Annotated in this window: 16 protein-coding genes and 1 pseudogene; 6 read left to right on the plus strand and 11 right to left on the minus strand. The window is 73.8% G+C overall.

Features of this window, described 5'->3' with window-relative positions; genetic code table 11:
- Positions 1-45: 45 nt before the first annotated feature.
- From CLT72_RS12225 to rsgA, 3 genes are all read right to left on the minus strand, one after another.
- Positions 46-528, minus strand: coding sequence for a Rieske (2Fe-2S) protein (locus CLT72_RS12225; RefSeq protein ID WP_088999351.1), 483 nt, complete (start codon positions 526-528; stop codon positions 46-48).
- A gap of 194 nt (positions 529-722) precedes the next feature.
- Entirely contained in the window at positions 723-3662 is a 2940-nt protein-coding gene (gene uvrA / locus CLT72_RS12230) for an excinuclease ABC subunit UvrA (protein WP_088999350.1), read from the minus strand.
- A 393-nt stretch (positions 3663-4055) separates the two neighbouring features.
- Positions 4056-5105 carry a ribosome small subunit-dependent GTPase A gene (gene rsgA / locus CLT72_RS12235; protein ID WP_101411686.1) on the minus strand — a complete coding sequence of 350 codons (1050 nt, stop codon included), beginning with the start codon at positions 5103-5105 and terminating at the stop codon, positions 4056-4058.
- A 171-nt stretch (positions 5106-5276) separates the two neighbouring features.
- Here rsgA and CLT72_RS12240 point away from each other — a divergent pair, with 171 nt between their 5' ends.
- Both CLT72_RS12240 and CLT72_RS12245 read left to right on the plus strand, forming a co-directional pair.
- A complete protein-coding gene (locus tag CLT72_RS12240; protein WP_101411688.1) occupies positions 5277-5993 on the plus strand; it encodes a maleylpyruvate isomerase family mycothiol-dependent enzyme in 717 nt (238 codons plus the stop codon).
- 8 nt (positions 5994-6001) lie between these two features.
- The gene (locus tag CLT72_RS12245; RefSeq protein ID WP_101411690.1) at positions 6002-6655 is read left to right on the plus strand and encodes an MBL fold metallo-hydrolase; all 654 of its coding nucleotides are present in this window, start codon (positions 6002-6004) and stop codon (positions 6653-6655) included.
- A 132-nt stretch (positions 6656-6787) separates the two neighbouring features.
- On the opposite strand, the gene CLT72_RS12250 is transcribed toward CLT72_RS12245, so the two are convergent.
- Positions 6788-7399, minus strand: coding sequence for a DedA family protein (locus CLT72_RS12250; protein ID WP_101411692.1), 612 nt, complete (start codon positions 7397-7399; stop codon positions 6788-6790).
- 98 nt (positions 7400-7497) lie between these two features.
- On the minus strand, positions 7498-8181 hold the full coding sequence (locus CLT72_RS12255; protein WP_308220752.1) for a class I SAM-dependent methyltransferase: 684 nt from the start codon (positions 8179-8181) through the stop codon (positions 7498-7500).
- 185 nt (positions 8182-8366) lie between these two features.
- Between CLT72_RS12255 and CLT72_RS12260 the strand changes: the two genes are divergently transcribed.
- Complete coding sequence (locus CLT72_RS12260; protein WP_088999344.1) at positions 8367-8570, plus strand: cold-shock protein; 204 nt, start codon at positions 8367-8369, stop codon at positions 8568-8570.
- Between the two features lie 366 nt (positions 8571-8936).
- On the opposite strand, the gene CLT72_RS12265 is transcribed toward CLT72_RS12260, so the two are convergent.
- The 3 genes and pseudogenes from CLT72_RS12265 to CLT72_RS12275 all read right to left on the minus strand — a co-directional run bounded on the left by CLT72_RS12265 (position 8937) and on the right by CLT72_RS12275 (position 12194).
- The gene (locus CLT72_RS12265) at positions 8937-9845 is read right to left on the minus strand and encodes a hypothetical protein (protein WP_101411696.1); all 909 of its coding nucleotides are present in this window, start codon (positions 9843-9845) and stop codon (positions 8937-8939) included.
- 147 nt (positions 9846-9992) lie between these two features.
- Complete coding sequence (locus CLT72_RS12270; protein WP_101411698.1) at positions 9993-11675, minus strand: CocE/NonD family hydrolase; 1683 nt, start codon at positions 11673-11675, stop codon at positions 9993-9995.
- A 4-nt stretch (positions 11676-11679) separates the two neighbouring features.
- Positions 11680-12194, minus strand: a pseudogene (locus tag CLT72_RS12275) (MarR family winged helix-turn-helix transcriptional regulator).
- Positions 12195-12363: 169 nt separating this feature from the next.
- Here CLT72_RS12275 and CLT72_RS12280 point away from each other — a divergent pair.
- On the plus strand, positions 12364-14493 hold the full coding sequence (locus CLT72_RS12280) for an efflux RND transporter permease subunit (RefSeq protein WP_101411700.1): 2130 nt from the start codon (positions 12364-12366) through the stop codon (positions 14491-14493).
- Positions 14494-14621: 128 nt separating this feature from the next.
- Here the strand turns inward: CLT72_RS12280 and CLT72_RS12285 are convergent, their stop codons facing one another.
- Positions 14622-16019, minus strand: a complete 1398-nt coding sequence (locus tag CLT72_RS12285) for a DedA family protein (RefSeq protein WP_101411702.1) — start codon at positions 16017-16019, stop codon at positions 14622-14624.
- A 135-nt stretch (positions 16020-16154) separates the two neighbouring features.
- Between CLT72_RS12285 and typA the strand changes: the two genes are divergently transcribed.
- A complete protein-coding gene (gene typA, locus CLT72_RS12290; protein WP_101411704.1) occupies positions 16155-18023 on the plus strand; it encodes a translational GTPase TypA in 1869 nt (622 codons plus the stop codon).
- Between the two features lie 73 nt (positions 18024-18096).
- Here the strand turns inward: typA and CLT72_RS12295 are convergent, their stop codons facing one another.
- Entirely contained in the window at positions 18097-18762 is a 666-nt protein-coding gene (locus CLT72_RS12295; RefSeq protein WP_101411706.1) for a class I SAM-dependent methyltransferase, read from the minus strand.
- Positions 18763-18827: 65 nt separating this feature from the next.
- Here CLT72_RS12295 and CLT72_RS12300 point away from each other — a divergent pair, with 65 nt between their 5' ends.
- Positions 18828-19685, plus strand: coding sequence for a serine hydrolase (locus CLT72_RS12300; protein WP_101411708.1), 858 nt, complete (start codon positions 18828-18830; stop codon positions 19683-19685).
- A gap of 10 nt (positions 19686-19695) precedes the next feature.
- Here the strand turns inward: CLT72_RS12300 and CLT72_RS12305 are convergent, their stop codons facing one another.
- On the minus strand, positions 19696-20493 hold the full coding sequence (locus CLT72_RS12305; protein WP_101411710.1) for a tyrosine-protein phosphatase: 798 nt from the start codon (positions 20491-20493) through the stop codon (positions 19696-19698).
- Between the last annotated feature and the right edge of the window lie 97 nt (positions 20494-20590).

A 20590-nucleotide genomic window follows, 5' to 3' on the forward strand; every position in this document is an offset into this window, starting at 1 on the left:
GGGCCGGCGGCCATGGGGCCGGGACCGGCGGCCCCGCTGCGTCGGTCAGGCCAGCGAGATCTGGTCGCCGGTGACCTTCACGTTCTTCGGCGGGAGCGGCTTGGTGGCCGGGCCGCCCTTCACCGAGCCGTCCTCGATCGAGAACTTGCTGAAGTGGCAGGTGCAGTTGATGGTGCCGCCGTCGACGTTCGTCACCGGGCAGCCCTGGTGGGTGCAGATGGAGTCGAACCCCTTGAACTCGCCCTCGCGGGGCTGCGTGATCACCACGCCCTGCGCGGGATAGACGGTGCCGCCGCCGACCGGGATGTCGGCCGTACGGGCCAGCGACTGGGCGCCCTCGCGGTCGCCGCCGCCGGCGTCACCGGTGCTGGGCACCGCCGGGCCGCCGCTGGTCGGGGCCGCCCCGTCGCCGGAGTCGTCGCTGCCGCAGGCGGCCAGGACCACCGCCGCGCCGACGGCGCCCGCGCCCGTGAGGAGGGCGCGTCGCGTCCGCGTCGCCGGCCCGGTCAGCCCCTGATCGTCACTCATGCCTCGCCCTTCTCTCGGCTGCCGCCGCCTGGTCATGATCCGCGGCCACACTCGGGTACACGGATCACTCTGCCCGACGGTTCACCCGATCGGCGACCGCGGGGCCACCCGGGTGGGCCGTCGGCCCGCCGGGTGGCCCCGTCAGCGATCCCGCCCGCGCCCGGTGGCCGGGGCCGACCGGGCGGAGCGCGCCGTCAGCGCGCCCCGGCGGGCACCTTGCGGGCGCGGGACTTCGTGCCGTTGGCCTTGGCCGCCCGGGAGGTGGCCGCCGCCGCGCCCTTCGCCTCGCCGTCGAGCTTGAGCACCTGCCGCAGGAACTGGCCGGTGTGGCTGCCGGGCACCTCGGCGACCTCCTCGGGGGTGCCGGTGGCGAGCACCGTGCCGCCCCGGTGGCCGCCCTCGGGACCCATGTCGATCAACCAGTCGGCCGTCTTGATCACGTCGAGGTTGTGCTCGATGGTGATCACCGTGTTGCCCTTGTCGACCAGGCCTTCGAGCACCATCAGCAGCTTGCGGATGTCCTCGAAGTGCAGGCCGGTGGTCGGCTCGTCGAGGACGTAGACCGTCCGCCCCGTCGAGCGCTTCTGCAACTCGGAGGCGAGCTTGACCCGCTGCGCCTCGCCGCCGGAGAGCGTGGGCGCGGGCTGGCCGAGCCGTACGTAGCCGAGGCCGACGTCGACCAGCGTCTTGAGGTGCCGGTGGATGGCCGGGATGGCGGAGAAGAACTCGGCCGCCTCCTCGATCGGCATCTCCAGCACGTCGGAGACGGTCTTGCCCTTGTAGTGCACCTCCAGGGTCTCCCGGTTGTAGCGGGCGCCCTTGCAGACCTCGCAGGGGACGTACACGTCGGGCAGGAAGTTCATCTCGATCTTGATCGTGCCGTCGCCGGAGCACGCCTCGCAGCGACCGCCCTTGACGTTGAACGAGAACCGACCGGGGCCGTACCCCCGGACCTTGGCCTCGGTGGTCTCGGCGAAGAGCTTGCGGACGTGGTCCCAGACCCCCGTGTAGGTGGCCGGGTTGGAGCGCGGCGTACGGCCGATCGGCGACTGGTCGACGCCGACCACCTTGTCGACGTGCTCCAGCCCCGAGACCCGGGTGTGCCGGCCGGGGACCAGCCGGGCGCCGTTGATCTGGTTGGCCAGCACCGCGTAGAGGATGTCGTTGACCAGCGTCGACTTGCCGGAGCCGCTGACCCCGGTGACGGCGATGAGCTGGCCCAGCGGGAACGACACGGTCAGGTTGCGCAGGTTGTGCTCGCGCGCGCCGTGCACCACCAGTTCCCGCTCCGGGGTCTGCGGGCGACGCCCCTGGGGGGTCGGGATCGACCGGCGCCCCGACAGGTAGGCCCCGGTCACCGACTCCGGGTTCTCCAGCAGCGCCGGCACGGAGCCGCTGTGCACGATCTTGCCGCCGTGCTCACCCGCGCCTGGGCCGATGTCGACGATCCAGTCGGCGGTGCGGATCGTGTCCTCGTCGTGCTCGACCACGATCAGCGTGTTGCCCAGGCCCCGCAGCCGGACCAGGGTCTCGATCAGCCGGTGGTTGTCGCGCTGGTGCAGCCCGATCGACGGCTCGTCGAGGACGTAGAGCACCCCGACCAGGCCGGAACCGATCTGGGTGGCCAGGCGGATGCGCTGCGCCTCGCCGCCGGAGAGGGTGCCGGCCGGGCGGTCCAGGGACAGATAGTCGAGACCGACGTCGAGCAGGAACTTCAGCCGGGCGTTGATCTCCTTGAGCACCCGCTCGGCGATCATCTTCTGCCGGTCGGTCAGCTCGATGCCGGCGAGCAGGTCGGCGGCCTCCCCGACGGAGAGGTTGCAGACCTCGGCGATGCTGCGGCCGGCCAGGGTGACCGCGAGCACCTCGGGCTTGAGCCGGGCGCCACCGCAGGCCGCGCAGGGCACGTCGCGCATGTAGCCCTCGTACTTCTCCCGCGACCACTCCGACTCGGTGTCGGTGTGCCGGCGCTCGATCCACTGCACCACGCCCTCGAAGCCGGTGTAGTAGGAGCGCTCGCGGCCGAACTTGTTGCGGTAACGCACGTGCACCTGGTCGTCGGAGCCGTGCAGGATCGTCTTCTGCGCCCGCGACGGCAGGGCCCGCCACGGCGTGTCGACGTCGAAGTGCTCGGCCGCGCCGAGGGCCTCCAGCAGGCGCAGGAAGTATTCCAGGTTGTGCCCGGTCGACCAGGGCTGGACCGCGCCCTCGCGCAGGGTGCGCTCCGGGTCGGGGACCACCAGCTCCGGGTCGACCTCCTTCTTGGTGCCGAGGCCGGTGCACTCGGGACACGCGCCGTAGGGCGCGTTGAAGGAGAAGACCCGGGGCTCCAGGTCCTCGATCGCCAGCGGGTGGTCGTTGGGGCACGCCAGGTGCTCGGAGTAGCGCCGCTCGCGCTCCGGGTCGTCCTCCGGCAGGTCGACGAAGTCGAGCAGGACCAGGCCGTTGGACAGGCCCAGGGCGGCCTCGACCGAGTCGGTCAGCCGCTGCTTGGCGCTCGGCTTGACCGTGAGCCGGTCGATCACCACCTCGATGGTGTGCTTCTCCTGCTTCTTGAGCTTCGGCGGCTCGGTCAGCGGGTGCACCACGCCGTCGACCCGGGCCCGGGCGTAGCCCTTGGCCTGGAGCTCGGCGAACAGGTCGACGTATTCGCCCTTGCGGCCGCGCACCACGGGCGAGAGCACCATGAACTTGGTGCCCTCGGCCATCGCGAGGACCCGGTCGACGATCTGCTGCGGGGTCTGCCGGGAGATCCGCTCGCCGCAGACCGGGCAGTGCGGCTCGCCGATGCGGGCGAAGAGCAGCCGGAGGTAGTCGTAGACCTCGGTGATGGTGCCCACCGTCGAGCGCGGGTTGCGCGAGGTGGACTTCTGGTCGATGGAGACCGCCGGGCTCAGACCCTCGATGAAGTCGACGTCCGGCTTGTCCATCTGGCCGAGGAACTGCCGCGCGTACGACGACAGCGACTCGACGTAGCGGCGCTGCCCCTCGGCGAAGATCGTGTCGAAGGCCAGGCTCGACTTGCCCGACCCGGAGAGCCCCGTGAACACGATCAGGGCGTCCCGGGGCAGGTCGAGACTGACGTCGCGCAGGTTGTGCTCGCGCGCGCCACGGATGATCAGTCGGTCGGCCACTGTCCGTGTACTCCCGGGTGAAGAAGATGAGGAGGAAATGTCCGCTCCAAGGCTGGTCTGAGCGGTTGTCTGAGTGGTTGTGGGCGCGCAGAAAGGCGCCTCGGCAACTCTAGCCCCGAGGTACGACAACTTCCCTCGCCGGCACATTCCCCCAGCTCAGCCCGGTCCGCCGCGCCCGAATGACCGGGGTCGGCACGCCCGGGAAAGCCCGTCCGCCGCGCGCGAGCAAGCGGTCCGTCGCGCGCGAGCAAGCGCGCGCGAGGAAGCGGTCCGTCGCGCGCGCGGAAACGGCGCGCGCGGAAACGGTCCGTCGCGCCCGGGAGAGCCGGTCCGTCGCGACCGCGGAAACGGGCGGGACCGGTGGTCGACCGGTCCCGCCCGTGCGTACCTCCGTCAGGGGCGGGCCGCCCGCCGCCGGCCCGCGCGCCAGCCGCCACGCCGCTGCGCGGCCAGCCGGACCTCCCGCCGCCGGCTCTCGAAGGCCAACTCCCGCTGGAGCTTGCGCCAGCTCTCCCAGCGCCGCGTCGGCAGCTCGCCGCTCTCCAGCGCCTCGCGCACCGCGCAGGCGGGCTCCCCGTCGTGCCCGCAGTCGGCGTAGCGGCAGCCGGTGGCCAGCTCGGCGATGTCGGCGAACGCCCGGTCCAGCCCCGCCGAGCCGTCCAGCAGGCCGACCGCCCGTACGCCCGGGGTGTCCAGCACGGCGCCCCCGCCCGGCACCGGCAGCAACGCCCGCCAGGTGGTGGTGTGCCGGCCCTTGCCGTCGACGCGCCGGATCGCCTGGGTGGGCATCAGCGCCGCCCCCGCCAGCGCGTTGACCAGGCTCGACTTGCCGGCCCCGGACGGCCCGAGCAGGCCGAGCGTGCGACCGGGAGCCACCTCGGCGCGCAGCGGGTCGAGCCCGGTGCCGTGCTCGGCGCTGACGGCCAGCACCGGCACCCCGGGGGCGACCCCGGCGAGCTGGCGTGCCACGGCCCGCGGGTCGGCCGCCAGGTCCGCCTTGGTGAGCACCACCAACGGCCGGGCGCCGGATTCGTGCGCCAGGGAGAGCAGCCGCTCGATCCTGCCGACGTCCGGCTCGGGGTGCACGGGCTCCACCACGGCGGCGGCGTCGAGGTTGGCGGCCAGCACCTGGCCGCTGGCGTCCTTGCCGGCGGTCCGCCGGACGAGGGCGGTACGCCTGGGCAGCACCGCCTCCACGGTGACGTTGCGGTCGGGCCAGGTGCCCAGCAGCACCCAGTCGCCCGCGCAGGGCAGCAGGGTCAGGTCGCGGGCGGCGGCAGCCAGGACGGCCCCGCCCAGGGTGGCGCGGACGGGGCCGTCCGCGCAGAGCACGGTGCAGACCCCGCGGTCCACCCGGGCCACCCGGCCCGGGTGGCCACCGCGTCGCGGTACGTGTGCCGCCCAGTCGGCGTTCCAGCCGAGGGCGGTCAGATCGATGGTCATGGCATCCTCATCGGTGTCGGAGCGGTTGACGCACGCGTACTGCTACCGGCATGGTCACCACCTCCCCCGCCGTTCCGGTGCCGCGTTCGACGCCGACGGTAGGACGTGCCGCGACGCGCCGAAAGCGATTTCCCCGGCGACGCGGGGCGGCCCGGCGGATAGGGTCGGTGGGTGACCATGGATCCGCTTCTGCTGACGGGCGAGGTGGACGGGGCCACGGACCGTCTGTTGCGGACCGCGGCCACCTTCGACGGCGCCGACCTCGCCGCCGCGTCGCTGCTACCGCGCTGGAGCCGGGGGCACGTCCTGGCCCACCTGGCCCGCAACGCCGACGGCTTCGTCAACCTGCTCACCGCGGCGCGCACCGGCGAGCCGATCCCGATGTACGCCTCCGCGACGGCGCGGGACGCCGACATCGCGGCCGGTGCGCCCCGCCCGCCCGACGCCCACCTGGACGACCTGCGCCGCTCGGCCGACCGGTTCACCGAGGCCGTCGCCGCGATGCCGGTCGAGGCGTGGGCGGCCACCGTCCAGACGCGGCGCGGCCCGTGGCCGGCGGCCATGCTGGTCTGGGGCCGGCTGCGCGAGATCGAGGTGCACCACGTGGACCTCGACGCCGGCTACCGGCCGGCCGACTGGCCCGAGGCGTTCGGCCACCGGCTGCTGCACGAGGTGGCCGGCGACCTCGCGGGCCGGACGGACGTACCGCCGATGGTGCTGCGCTTCGACGGCAGCCGGCACGAACTCGTCGTCGGCGACCGGGCCACCGCGCCCACGGTCACCGGCGCCGCCCCCGAAATCGCCGCCTGGCTGATCGGCCGCAGCCCCGGCACGATGCTGGCCGTCACCCCCGACGGGCCCCTGCCGCAACCACCGGAATGGATATAAACGACCTCATGACCTACAGCGGAGACGTCACACCCGGCGGCACGCCGGCCGTACGCGAGCTCGACCGGCTCACCATCACGAAGGTGTCGGTGGGCCCGATGGACAACAACGCCTACCTGCTGCGCTGCCGGGCGACCGGCGAGCAGGTGCTGATCGACGCCGCCAACGAGGCGCCCCGACTGCTCGAGCTGGTGGGCGAGGCGGGGCTGGCCACCGTGGTCACCACCCACCAGCACATGGACCACTGGGTGGCGTTGGAGGAGGTCGTCGCCAAGACGGGCGCCCGGGCGCTGGTGCACGCCGACGACGCGGCCGGGCTGCCGATCGAGGCCGCGACGCTCGCCGAGGGCGACAGCGTGGCGGTGGGCGACTGCGCGCTGGAGGTGATCCACATCAAGGGTCACACCCCCGGCTCGATCGTGCTGCTCTACCAGGATCCGGCCGGGACGCCGCACCTGTTCACCGGCGACAGCCTGTTCCCGGGCGGGGTGGGCAACACCGACGAGGACCCGGAGCGCTTCGGCACGCTCATCGACGACGTCGAGCACAAGCTGTTCGACCGGCTGCCCGACGAGACCTGGTTCTACCCGGGTCACGGCAAGGACGGCACGCTCGGCGCGGAACGCCCCGCGCTGCCCCAGTGGCGCGCCCGGGGCTGGTGAACCGCAGCGGGGCCGGGCGCCGATCGCGCCCGACCCCGCTCCCCCCGTCGGTCCCCGACTCCCCCGTTCCACCGGCGGTCCCCCGGCTTCCGTCGCCGGCCGGCCCCCCGCCGGTCCGCGCCGGGCGGCGGCTCAGGCGCCAGTGACGGCGCGCAGCCGCCGCCGCGTACCCATCAGCACCACGCCCGCCAGCAGCAGACCGACCGCCATGGTGACCAGCATCGGGCTGGACTCCCCCGGCAGCAGCCCGGCCACCGACCGCGAGGCGGTGCCCAGCACCAGGTAGAGACCGGCCCAGGCCGCCGCGCCGAGCGTCGCGCAGCCGAGGAATCGCGGGTACGACATCCGCAGCCCGCCGGCAGCCAGCGGCAGCAGCGCGTTGAACACCGGCAGGAAGGGCGCGACCAGGACCATCCGGCCGCCCCCGCGCTGGAGGATCCCCTCCGCCGCCGCCCAGCGCGCCTCGCCGATCCAGCCGCCGAGGCGGCTGCGCCGCAACTGCTCGCCGTACCGCCGGCCGGCGAGGAAGCTCAGCGACCAGCCGGCCAGGCAGCCGGCCACCACCACGGCGAAGGTGGCGGCCCCGGTGGTCGGTCCGCCGACCCCCGTCGCGGCGAGGATCGCCACGTCGCCGGGGACCAGCACCCCGAGCAGCGGTACGGCGTCGAAGAGCATCACCACCCCGAGCACCCCCATGAGCAGGGTGGTGGGGAGTTCTCCGAGCTGGGTCAGCCAATCCGCCATGCCCCGTACGCTATGGCCGCCCGGCCACCCGGAGCATCGGGTCCGATCCCCCAGCGCCCCCTGGTATCGGGCTCGGGGTCGACCCTGAGGGCCGAGGGTCACCGGGGACGCAGCACCTGCACCCGGCGCACGGACGAGTCGACCGAGGGCTCGGTGGTCGGCACGGGGTAGCTCGCCACCGCCGCCAGCAGGCCCGGTGGCAGGTGGCCCCGCCCGGGGTCGCCGACCAGCACCTCGGCGCCCGAGGCGGCGGCCCGCCGCAGGAAGGGCAGCACCCGCGCCGCCATCGTCGCGTCGTAGAGCACGTCGCCGGCCACCAGCAGGTCCGTCCCGTCGGGGTCGGAGTCGAGCAGGTCGCCGCCGGCGGCCGCGACCGTCACGTGGTTGGCCCGGGCGTTGACGGTGACCGCCGCCACGGCGTAGGGGTCGATGTCGTTGGCGACGACCCGCTCGGCGCCGGCGAGCGCGGCGGCGATCGCGACCAGGCCGGAGCCGGCGGCGAGATCGAGCACCCGGCGTCCGGCAGCGAGGCCGGGGTGGTCCAGCAGGTGGCGGGCGAGGGCCTGACCCCCGGCCCAGACCGAGGCCCAGTACGGCGGCGGCAGGGCGTGCCCGGCCTGCGCCTCCATCCGGGCCCACCAGACGATGGCGTCCTCGGCGAGGTGCAGCCGCACCTCGGGGACGAACGGGATCCGCACCAGCCGCAGCCGGTCCAGCCCGTCGCCCGGAGCGTCGATCTCCCGCTCCAGCTCGGTCAACGCGTCAACTGTGGCACTCCCCATCGGGGCAAGCATGCCCCAGCCGGCCGGGCTCCGCCCGGCTTTCGCGTCCCCCGCGCCGAGAGTTCGCCGCACCGCCTGCGGCACTTCGGCCAGCAAATCCGGGTCCGGCCAGCTACTCTCGGGGTGGCACCGGGCGATCATCGGTCGACGACCGAGGTCACCCGCTTTGGAACAGGGAGAGATGCATGGCAACCGGCACGGTTAAGTGGTTCAACTCGGAAAAGGGCTTCGGCTTCATCGAGCAGGATGGCGGAGGGCCGGACGTGTTCGTCCACTACTCGGCCATCGCGTCGAGCGGTTACCGGGAGCTGAACGAGGGCCAGAAGGTCGAGTTCGAGGTGACCCAGGGTCAGAAGGGTCCGCAGGCGGACAACGTCCGTTCGCTGTAGATCCCGTGCCGGTGGCGGCGGCCGGATGCCGGCCGTCGCCGCAGCGCGTTCTCAGGGCCGCTTCGGCGCGTCGGGCAGGTCCCGTCTCCGCCGCAGCGGCCCCATCAGCAGGCAGGCACCCTCCCGGGCCGACCAGCATCCCGCCGGTCGCCGGCAGTGCGAGTCACTCGCCGGTCCGGCGAGCGGGATCAGCAACGCCGGGGGCCGGTGGGCGTCGCGGCGCAGGCCGTCCTCGGACGCCGCGGTCGGCTCCGTTGGGAGCAGGGCGAACGGCAGTTGCGCAACAACTCTTGCGCAACTGCCGTTGCCGGATCGCGATCAGCCGGCCGCACCGCCCGGGGCGCGACGCTGCGCGGGCTCGGGAGGTCAGGCCGCCAGGCGGCGGGCCAGTTCGTCGGTGACCTGCTGGGCGATGGTGGGCGGGATGGCCTCCGCGATCTGCTCCGGCGACAGGCCGGCGAGCACGCCGGTGATGATCGCCTGCTCGTCGCTGAAGTCACTCTCGGTCAGGGCCTTGACCTGGGCGGCCAGGGCCGGGTAGCCGCGCGCCATCGCGAGCAGGAGCGTCAGCGGCGACTGGTCCATCGGCGGGCTCACCAGGCCCACCGTTCCGACGGGCGAGATCAGCCAGTTGCGCAGGTTCGACAGGTCGGCGAGGACCTGACCGACGGTACGCGTGGAGAGGTCGGTCTTGTAGGCGAGTTGGTCGGTCTGTTCCATGGTGGGCTCCTCTGCGGGTGGGGCGATCAGTCCGATGGCGGTCAGGTAGCGGCGGAACAGCGGCGTCTGGTCCCGGTTGGCCTTGGTCGAGTCGCGGAAGAAGCTGAAGTGGGTGTGCCACAGGTGGGAGTTGTCGCCACTGGTCCGCCTGCGCAGGCGGTCCCACCGTCGGACGACCTTGCCGTCGGGGGAGTAGATGATCTCCCGGATGTCGCGGCTGTCCGCGCTGTCGGCGGCGCACTGCTCGACGCACCAGGTGGAGAAGCTCCGCAGATCGTGGGTCCGCCCGCCGACGCTGACCCGGAAGGACCCGACGTCGAGCGCGGACGCGTCGAGGGTGAGGCCGGACGAGTCCCGGGTGGACTCGACGACGGAGTAGTCCCGCGTCACGACCCGGTCGGAGCCGCAGTGGTAACCGCCCCGGTGGGCGGGGTCGCCGACGATGCCGACCTCGGCGGGTTCGAGGTCCTGGTCGCGGGATCTGTCGGGATCGATGTCGAGGTGGTCGAGCAGCAGGCGGCGGACGGCCAACAGGTTTTGCGGTGCCCGCGTCATGGGATTCCCCCTTGCGGATGGTCGAGGCCGGGCACGACAGTGACACCGCGTAGGCGGTGTGAGGGCCTCACAGGCAGGCCCGACCGAGTGGTGCACAGCGTCGGGCATTGGCCCAACCATAGCCCCATCGATTGATGAACGCCCAGCTCAGGCGGGGTTTTTTCGATTGGGAGAAAGCTGTGGTGCCGGCGGCATGATCGGCAGGACCACTGCGGACGGACACTGTGGGTCGTGCAGGATCTCCCGCCATCCGGCACGCAGGGTGACTGCCGAGCCGAGGGCCTCGCCGGTGCCGGGGTTGCGCGCGTAGCGGGGGTGCGCGCCGCCGGAGACCTGCACCCGCAGCCGGTGCCCCGGCGCGAAGTGGTGCGCGGTGGGCCAGAGTTCCACGGGTACGCGCACCACGCCCGCCGCGTCGGCGGTGAAGCGGTCGGGGGCGACCCGGACCAGCCCGTCGCAGACGTTCCAGGACCGGCCGCGCCGGTCCACGTCGCACAGTCGCACGAAGACGTCCAGGTGGGACAGCTCGCTGCGCAGGTGGATCTCGGCGCGTACCGGGCCGATCACCTCGACGGGCGCGTCGAGCGGGGCGCTGGTGTAGGTGAGCACGTCGGGCCGGGCCTCGACCGGCCGGTTGTCCACGGGGCCGGCCCGCTGGGCGACGAGCAGCGGGCCGCCGAGCGAGGGCGTCGGGTCGGCCGGGTCGTAGTGGAAGCCGTCCGGCGCCGACGGCACCGGCGCGGCGGTGTCGAGTCCGCCCGCCGGGTGCAGGTGCCACGGGGTGGGCACCGCCGGGGGCGGCCAGTCGGGCAGGTCCCGCCAGCCCCCGCCGGCACCGCCGACGTGCACCCGTACGGGGGCGGCGGCGCCCGCGCGCGGGCGCCGCCCGGCGAGCTGCGCGTCGAGGTGGTCCAGCCCGTCGCGCAGCGCCGCGACGAAGAGCCCCGGGCTGCCGTGGGTCCACGGCCCGACCGTCAACCGGGGACTCCCGCCGGCCGCCCGCAGCGCGGCGAAGTCACGTAGCTGGGCCGGCAGGAAGATGTCGTGCCAGCCACTGACCATCGCCACCGGCGCGCGGACCTCGGCGATCCGGTCGCCGAAGACCCGCGACCGCCAGTAGTCGGCGTCCGGGGTGTGGTGGCGCAGCCACTCCTGGAAGAACGGCACGGTGACGCCGGTGGCCACCCGGTCCGCCTCGGCCAGCGGCAGGTGGGCCAGCGCCGCGACGAGCCGGGGCTGGCCGCGCTTGAGTTCCCACTGCCGGGCCAGCCACGGCACGGTCTGCGCCTGGAGCAGCTCGGCCCAGGTGAGCACGGTGTCCAGTGCGAAGGACTCCCCGGCGTACGTCGAGTCGCGGGTGCCCGACGCGGTCACCACCGCGACCATCGCGCGCAGTTCCTCGCCGGCGTCGGCCGCGAGGGCCCACTGCACGAAGCCCTGGTAGCTGGCGCCGAACATGCCGAACGCGCCGGACCACCAGGGCTGGCGGCGCAGCCAGTCGAGGGTGTCGAGGCCGTCCTCACGTTCGTGCACCAGCGGGTCGAAGACGCCGCCCGAGCCGAACGTGCCGCGGCAGGACTGGATCACCACGTGGAAGCCGCGCTCGGCGGCGAGGCGGCCGAGCAGCCGCATGGGACCACCCCGCCCGTACGGGGTGCGGATCAGCACGGTGGGCGCGGCGGGCAGGTCCGGGGCGTAGTGGTCGGTGCGCAGCGGCACGCCGTCGCGCACCCGCACCGGGACGCCCCGGGTGAGGGTGACCCGCCGGGTGCGCGCGGGCGGCAACCGCAGGGCGGCGGTGGCGAGGCGGGTTGCCAGCCGGTCGAGCACGCCGTCAGCCGTTCGCGCGCCGGGCCGGCTCGTCGCGGGCGGCGCGCATCGCGTCGCGGTGCTCCGCCATGGAGGCGGTCATCGCGTTCATGAACCGGTGCACCACCTCAAGCTCCTCGTCGCTGAAGCCGGCCATCACGTCGTCGGTACGCCGGCCGAGGGGGCGGAAGAACTCCATGGCGAGGGCGGCGCCCTGCTCCGCGTAGTGCAGGAAGACCTTGCGGCGGTCGGCGGTGTCGCGGTCGCGGCGGATGTGCCCCCGCGCTCCAGCCGGTCGATCAGCGCGGTGACCGAGCCGGACGACAGGTTCAGCTGCTCGCCGAGGCGGCCGGGGGTGATCGGCTGACCGATCAGCTCGGCGTCCATCACCGCGATGAGCGCCTGGAGGTCGGTGGCGTTGAGCCCGTGCAGGCCGGCGAAGGCGTGCCCGATGTGCTGCGCGTCGACCGAATAGCGCCGCAGCTCGGCCCCGATCTCGGCGACCAGGCGTTCGCGGCGCGTGTCGCGCCGCCGGTACATGCCGTGACCTGCCACCTCGGTCGCCGCCTCCTGCCGTCCGTTCCGGTTGCAGCATAACTCAGCAGTCGATAATCTCGTTTATCAAGATACTCGACTGCCGGCACTTTGCGTCGTTCGCGAGGTCTCGAGCGTCGTACGAAATCCGTCGAGAGACCGTGAAGGGCATCCGATGTCAGTGTTCACCCGCGTGGCGCGCGGACGGCTCACCGCGTGGCTCACCGTGGTCGCCGCGATCGTCTTCGGGGCGGTCGTCTTCGGGCTGCCCAAGCCCGAGAACCCGGCGCCCGTCTCGTCCACCGGCCTCTCCGTGGAGTGGCAGTCGACCCAGGTGGAGCGCCTCCAGGATCAACTGCCCTCCCGCGACGTCCAGCCGGCGATCGTCGTCGTCAGCCGCGCCGACCGGGCGGCCCTCACCGATGCCGACCGCGCCGCCCTCACCAACCAGTCCGGTGACCTCGGCCAGTTCGCCGTCGGCGGGCGGGTCAGCCCGCCGCAGGTCTCCCCCGACGGCACCGTCGCACTCGTCGCCGTACCGCTGTCGACCGCCGGCGGGCAGCAGGAGGTCGCCGGCCGGATCGACCAGTTGCGCGCGTCCCTGGACGACGTGCCGGACGGGCTGAACGTGGAGGTCACCGGCGGCCCCGCGTTCGCCACCGACCTGACGAAGGTCTTCGACGGCGCCGACACCACGCTGCTCGCCGTCACCGCCGGCGTCGTGGCGTTGCTGCTGCTCATCACCTACCGCAGCCCGTTCCTGTGGATCGTGCCGCTCGTCGTCGTCGCCGCGACCGAGCAGCTCACGCTGCGCGCCCTCGACACGATCGTCCCGGCCGTCGGCATCAACCTGCCCGGCGGCGCCGTCACCGGCATCGCCAGCGTCCTCGTCTTCGGCGCCGCCACCAACTACGCCCTGCTGCTCATCGCCCGCTACCGCGAGGAACTGCGCCGCGAGGAGGACCGCTTCGTGGCGATGCGCGCGGCGCTGCGTCGGGTCGCCGAGCCCATCCTCGCCAGCGGCTCCACCGTCGTCCTCGGCGTGCTCACCCTGCTGCTGTCGGAGCAGGAACTCAACCGCGCCCTCGCCGTGGCCTGCGCGACGGGCGTCGTCCTCGCCATGCTCTCGGCCCTGTTCGTCCTCCCGGCGGCCCTGGTGATCTTCGGACGCGGCCTGTTCTGGCCGTTCGTGCCCCGGGTCGGCGGGGAGGTCCGCGAGGGCCGGCTGTGGGGCCGGCTCGGTGCCGCCGTCGAGCGCCGTCCCGCACCGGTCGCGCTGCTCGCGACGCTGTTGCTCGCCGGGCTCGCCCTCGGCGGGCTCGGCATCAACACCGGCCTGTCGGAGACCGAGCAGTTCCGGGTCAAGCCGGAGGCGGTCGCCGGCGCGGAGACCCTCGCGCGGTCCTTCCCCGCGGGCACGACCCAGCCGGTCGCCGTGCTCACCACCCCCGCGGCGGTACAGGCCGTCACGGACACCGCCGCCGGGGTCCCCGGAGTCGCCTCCGCACGTCCCGGCGAGGCGGGCGCCCAGGTCGCCCAGGTCGACGTCGTGCTGGAGGCCGAGCCCGGCACCGACGCCGCGAGCCGGGCCGTCGCGGCCCTGCGGGACGCGGTCGCGGCGGTGCCCGGCTCCGCCCCGCCCGCGGTCGAGGGCGCGCCCGCGTTCGACGGCGCGGTGGTGGGCGGTGCCGTCGCCGCCACCTACGACGAGAACGAGGCAAACGGCAGGGACCTGCGGCTGATCCTGCCGATCATCCTGCTGCTCGTCGGCGCGGTGCTGGTGCTGCTCCTGCGCGGCCTGGTCGCCCCGGTGCTGCTCGTGCTCACGGTGATCGCCTCGTTCTTCGCCAGCATCGGCGCGTCGTGGCTGATCTTCGACCACGTGCTCGACATGCCGGCGCTCGACAGCGGCGTGCTGCTGCTGGCCTTCGTGTTCCTGGTGGCCCTCGGCGTGGACTACAACATCTTCCTCGTCACCCGGGCCCGCGAGGACGCCCGGCGCAGCGGCACCCGCGCCGGCATGCTCTCGGCCCTGCGGGTGACCGGCGGCGTCATCACCAGCGCCGGCATCCTGCTCGCGGCGGTCTTCGCCGTCCTCGGCGTCCTGCCGCTGCTCCTGCTGACCCAGATCGGAATCATCGTCTGCATCGGCGTCCTGCTGGACACCCTGCTCGTCCGGACGGTCCTGGTGCCGGCCCTGGCGTTCACGCTCGGCGACCGCTTCTGGTGGCCGGGGCGGATCAGGCGCGAGCCCGCCGGGGACGAGGACGAAGCCGGACGCGAGTCGGTCACCACCCGGGACTGACCGGCCCCTCGGAGGCGGCGGGGGCCGTGGCGTCGCCGCCACGGCCCCCGCTCGCCGTCGGCGCCGGCACGCCGGTCGGCCCCGGGTCGGCTCAGGCGGCGCCGGCACGCCGGTCGGCCCGGGTCGGCTCAGGCGTCCGCGCGCAGCGCCACCGGCGCCGGCTCCGCCGGGTCGTCGCCCACCGCCTTGTCGCGGGTCGCCCAGGCGACCATGAACAGCGCCGTCCAGGCCACCCCGAGCAGTACCGCCGTGGCGCTGCCGCTGGCGGTGCTCAGCCCCAGATAGAGGCGGGCGCCGACGATGCCGACCACGCCGGCAGCCGCAGCAGTCCAGGCGGCCACCGCCACGGGCCAGCGCGCCCCCCGCGACGACAGCCAGGCCAGCGTGCAGAGGCTGGCCGCCACCACGGCGTTCTGCGCCGGGAACAGGGCGCTGCCGCGGCCGTCCGGCCCGCCCGCCGCCGGCCCGGCCAGGTCGACCACCACGGCCAGCACCACCAGCGGCACGAACGCCCCGACCGTGCCGACCACGCTGAGCAGGTCCGCCCGCCAGGGCCGGTTGCGCCAGGCCAGCACCGCCGCGACCACGGCCACCAGCACGATCAGCGACGAGCCGCGCAGCGCTGAGACCACCGCGAGCGTCACGTCGACCGCCCCGGGCGTACGCCGGTCGGCGAACCAGTCGGCGATCGCGCCGTCGAGCACCGCCAGGCCGCTGTGCCGCACGACCGCCCCGAGCACCCACGCGATGGCGAACCCGGCCACGAAGAGCAGCAGCAGGCCGGCGACCAGGTTGATCAGCAACGTCCAGGCCGGCCCGACGTGCATGGCGAGCAGGAAGAACAGCACCCCGTAGCGGCCGCTGAGCCAGCGCACCGGCCGCAGCCCCGCCGCCCGCGACGCCAGCGCCCGGACCGGGTCCGGGTTGCGGCCCAGCCACCGCCCCGCCAGCACCACCGCGACCAGTGAGGCCACCAGCACCAGCACCGCGCCCGTGGCCCGCCCGAGCAGCCGGGACACCGTCTCGTACGACTCCCCCGCCAGGTTGCCCGCGAGCACCGAACCGCCCACCCAGGTCACCACGCCGGCGAGGTTCCACGGCGCGAACCGCCGGTACGGCATACCGGCCGCCCCGGCCAGCCGAGGCACCAGCGTGCGGGCGAAGGCCACCCAGCGGGCGGTGAGCACCCCGCGACCGCCCAGCCGGCCGAGCATCGCGTCCGCCCGGCTCCACCGCTCGTGCCCCACCCGGGCGCCCAGCCGACCGGCCCGCAGCCGAGGCCCGTGCCGCCGGCCCGCCCGGTACGCCAGTGTGTCGCCGATCACTGCTGCAAGGATCATCACCAGCAGCGCCGGTACGAGCCGCAGCGTCCCCGCGTACGCTAGGAAGCCGATCAGCAACAGGGTCGCCTCGCCCGGCACCAGCAGACCGAAGATCACGGCGGTCTCCCCCGCGACGACAATCGCGGCGATCACATAGATCAGCAGGGGCGGCAGGCCCTGCAGCGAGGTCAGCAGGTCGTGCATCGGGCCCCCATTCCCACGGGGGTCAGCATGCCAGGCGCTGAAACGGTCGGAACATCAGTTTCGGCAGAGATCCGGGTCATTCGCGGGTAGACCCCGACGCGTGCCCCGGCAACCGCAGACAGGAGTATGGAGGGTATGCAGCTTCGCACCGACCTCCGCAACGTCGCCATCATCGCCCACGTCGACCACGGCAAGACGACCCTGGTCGACGCCATGTTGCGGCAGGCCGGCGCCTACGGCGCCCGCGGCGAGGTAACCGAACGGGTCATGGACTCGATGGACCTCGAACGGGAAAAGGGCATCACCATCCTGGCCAAGAACACCGGCGTGCGGTACCTGCCGGCCGACGGCTCCGACCCGGTGACCATCAACATCATCGACACCCCCGGCCACGCCGACTTCGGTGGCGAGGTGGAGCGCGGCCTGACCATGGTCGACGGTGTGGTGCTGCTGGTGGACGCCAGCGAGGGTCCCCTGCCGCAGACCCGGTTCGTGCTCCGCAAGGCGCTCAAGGCCCGCATGCCGATCATCCTGGTGATCAACAAGGTGGACCGTCCCGACGCCCGGATCAAGGAGGTCGTGGACGACACCTACGAGCTCTTCCTCGACCTGGACGCCGACGAGGAGCAGATCGACTTCCCGATCGTCTACGCCTGCGCCCGCGACGGCATCGCCTCGCTGACCCAGCCGGCCGACGGCGCGGTCCCCGACGACAGCACCAGCCTCGAGCCGCTGTTCCGCACGCTGCTCGACACCATCCCGCCGCCCGCGTACGAGGAGGGCGCGCCGTTGCAGGCGCACGTCACCAACCTCGACGCCTCCCCGTTCCTCGGCCGGCTGGCGCTGTGCCGCGTACGCCAGGGCAGCATCAGCAAGGGCCAGACCGTGGCCTGGTGCCGCACCGACGGCAGCACCCAGCGGGTCCGCATCTCCGAGCTGCTGATGACCGAGGGGCTGGAGCGCAAGCCGGCCGACTCGGCGGGCCCCGGCGACATCATCGCCGTCGCCGGCATCCCCGAGATCATGATCGGTGAGACGCTGGCCGACGCGGAGAACCCGCAGCCGCTGCCGCTGATCACCGTCGACGAGCCGGCCATCTCGATGACCATCGGCACCAACACCTCGCCGCTGGTCGGCCGGGTCAAGGGCGCCAAGGTCACCGCCCGGATGGTCAAGGACCGCCTCGACAAGGAACTCGTCGGCAACGTGTCGCTGCGGGTGCTGCCCACCGAGCGCCCCGACGCGTGGGAGGTGCAGGGCCGGGGCGAGCTGGCGCTGGCCATCCTCGTCGAGCAGATGCGCCGCGAGTCGTTCGAGCTGACCGTCGGCAAGCCGCAGGTCGTCACCAAGGAGATCGACGGCAAGACCTGCGAGCCCGTCGAGCGGCTCACCATCGACGCCCCCGAGGAGTACCTCGGCGCGATCACCCAGCTGCTGGCGACCCGCAAGGGCCGGATGGAGCAGCTGGTCAACCACGGCACGGGCTGGATCCGGATGGAGTGGCTGGTCCCGGCGCGGGGCCTGATCGGCTTCCGCACCGAGTTCCTCACCGACACCCGGGGCACCGGCATCCTGCACCACGTCTTCGAGTCGTACGAGCCGTGGTTCGGCGAGCTGCGCACCCGCAACAACGGCTCGCTGGTCGCCGACCGGTCCGGCGCCGTCACGTCGTTCGCCATGATCAACCTTCAGGAGCGCGGCCAGCTCTTCGTCGAGCCGACCACCGAGGTGTACGAGGGCATGATCGTCGGGGAGAACTCCCGCTCCGACGACATGGACGTCAACATCACCAAGGAGAAGAAGCTCACCAACATGCGCGCGTCGACCTCCGACGAGACCGAGAAGCTGATCCCGCCGCGCAAGCTGTCGCTGGAGCAGGCCCTCGAGTTCTGCCGCGAGGACGAGTGCGTCGAGGTGACCCCGGCCGCCATCCGGATCCGCAAGGTGGTGCTCGACCAGCAGCTCCGCGGCCGGGCCGCCGCCCGCCGCAAGCACGCCGGCTGACGTACGACCGCAGCCGCCCCGGAGCCCGGACCGCCTGACGCGGTCCGGGCTCCGCCCGTTGCGCCCCCGCAGCTCAGTCGGGACGGGTGGCGAGGAAGCCGAACAGGTCGGGCACCGGACCGGAGCCGGCCTCGACCATACGCACCAGGGTCAGGCCGGCGTCGGTGACCGCGTTGAGCAGGTCGGCCAGCGGGACGTGCCACGCGCCGACGCGCACCCGCACCCCGTGCGGCGTCCAGGCCCGGAAGCTGCGCTCCCGCTCGGCGTAGCCGCCGTCGATCACGATCCGCTGCGGATCGGAGCGGTCGGCGAAGGCCCCGGTGAAGCACGGGTGCACTCCGACGTGGACGAACCGCCCGCCCGGCGCGAGCACCCGCGCGACCTCGGCGACGACCGCCGGGTAGTCGGGCACGTCGGTGTGGGCCAGCACGCACGCCACCGCCGGCACCGAGGCGTCGGCCACCGGCAGCGCCGCCGCGTCGGCGCGGGCCACCGGCAGGCGCGGCCGGGCGTGCCGCAGCTGCCCGGCGGACAGGTCGAGCCCCACCGGGGCCCAGCCCAGCCGGCGCAGCTCCGCCGCCTGGAGCCCGGTGCCGCAGCACAGGTCGAGGCAGCGGCCGGAGCCGGGACCGAGCAGGTCGCCGAGCCGGCCGCGGACCCGGGTCATGTAGTCGCTGGACGTGTCGGTGGCGAACGCCTCGTACCAGTCGGCGTGCGCGTCGTAGGCGGCAACCGTCATCCCCGCACGGTACGACCGATCGACCCGGCCCGCCGTCCCGTCGCCGATCCGCTACGGTCGGCCGCATGACCTGGGACGAACTCGACGGCCGACTGGACGAGGTGCCCGGCACCGTGTCGGCGTACGTGGCACGGGTCGGCGCCGCCCCCGCCTGGACCCGGCACGCCGACACGACCCACTACGCGGCCAGCACCATGAAGGCCGCGGTGCTCGTCGCGCTGCACCGCGCCGCCGAGGCCGGCACCCTCGACCTCGACGCACCGGTGCCGGTGCGCAACGAGTTCGACTCGGCGCTGCCCGGCGCGCCCCGGTTCTCCTGCGCCCGGCACTACGACAACGACGAGGCCGTCTGGGAGCGCGTCGGCGCCGACGGCACACTGCGCTGGCTCGCCCACCGCATGATCGTCCGCTCCAGCAACCTCGCCACCAACCTGGTGATCGACCACGTCGGGCTGCCGGCCGTGGCACGGGTGTGGGACCTGGCCGGGGCCCGGCACAGCGTCACCGGCCGGGGCATCGAGGACTTCGCGGCCCGCGAGGCGGGCGTCACCAACCTGGTCACCGCCGCCGACCTGGCCGCGCTGCTCGGTGCGCTGGCCGCCGGCGCCGACCGCCCGGGCCCGCTCGCCTCACCGGCCGGCTGCGCCGCCATGCTCGACGTGCTGTTCGCCCAGGAGCACCGCGAGGACCTGGCCGCCGGCCTGCCCGAGGGCACCCGCATCGCGCACAAGAACGGTTGGGTGCGCGGCGTGCGGCACGGCGCCGGGGTGGTCTTCCCCGACGACGCGCCGCCGTACGCCGTCGTCGTCTGCACCACCACGGACCTCGCCGACGGCGGCCCCAGCGGCGAGGAGGACGACGACGCCTGCCGGCTGATCGCGCGGGTCTCCGCCGCCGCCTGGGCCGCCCGAGGTGACCTGTGACCCTGACGCCTCAGTCCAGCAGCTGCGCCCGCAACGCCACCACCACGTCGTCGGTCACCCCGAGCCCGTCGCGCAGGTACGCCCCGAACGACCCGTGCACCCGGCGCACCTCCGCGTACGCGGCGTCCAGGTACTCCTCACGCACCTCCAGCACGGGGCGCACCGCCTCGACGTCCAGCCCCGGCATCCGCCGCCGCATCGCCTCCAGCAGGACCTCCCGCAGGCTCTCGGTCAGCCGGTTGTTCGCCAGGTAGTCCGCCCGGATCGTCGCCTCGTCCACGCCGAGCGCGCTGAGCAGTAGCACCGTCAACCAGCCCGTGCGGTCCTTGCCCGCCGAGCAGTGGTAGACCAGCGGCAGGTTCTCCGCCCGGGCCGCCAGCCGCACCGCCGTGCCGAAGTTCGCCCGCGCCGACTCCCCGCTGACGAACCAGCGGTAGATCGCCGCCATCGCCGCCGGCGTGCCCTGCTCCGCCAGGGCCTCGTACGCGCCCAGGTCGTGCCCGAGCAGCACCGCCGAGACGTACGTGAACACGGGGTGCTCGGCGTCGTGCACCGGCAGGTGCACCACCCTCGGCTGACCGGTCAGCCGGTCCGGCGGGGCGACCGCCGTCTCCGAATGGTCCCGCAGATCGACCACGCAGGACGGGCCGAGCTTGGCCAGCACCGGCAGGTCCTCGTCGGTCAGCCGGCCCAGCGCCGGGGTACGGATCAGCACCCCGGGACGCACCCTGCGGCCGTCGGCGCCGACCAGACCGCCGAGGTCACGGGCGTTCGGCGCCCCCACCAACTCCCAGTCCCGCCCGCTCATGCCGGCACTCCGCTGCGCTCCGTGCCGCCATGAGGCACCACCGCCCTGCACCTCACGATTCGCTCGCTCCGCTCGCTCATGCCGGCACTCCGCTGCG

The sequence above is a fragment of the Micromonospora sp. CNZ309 genome (assembly GCF_002846525.1).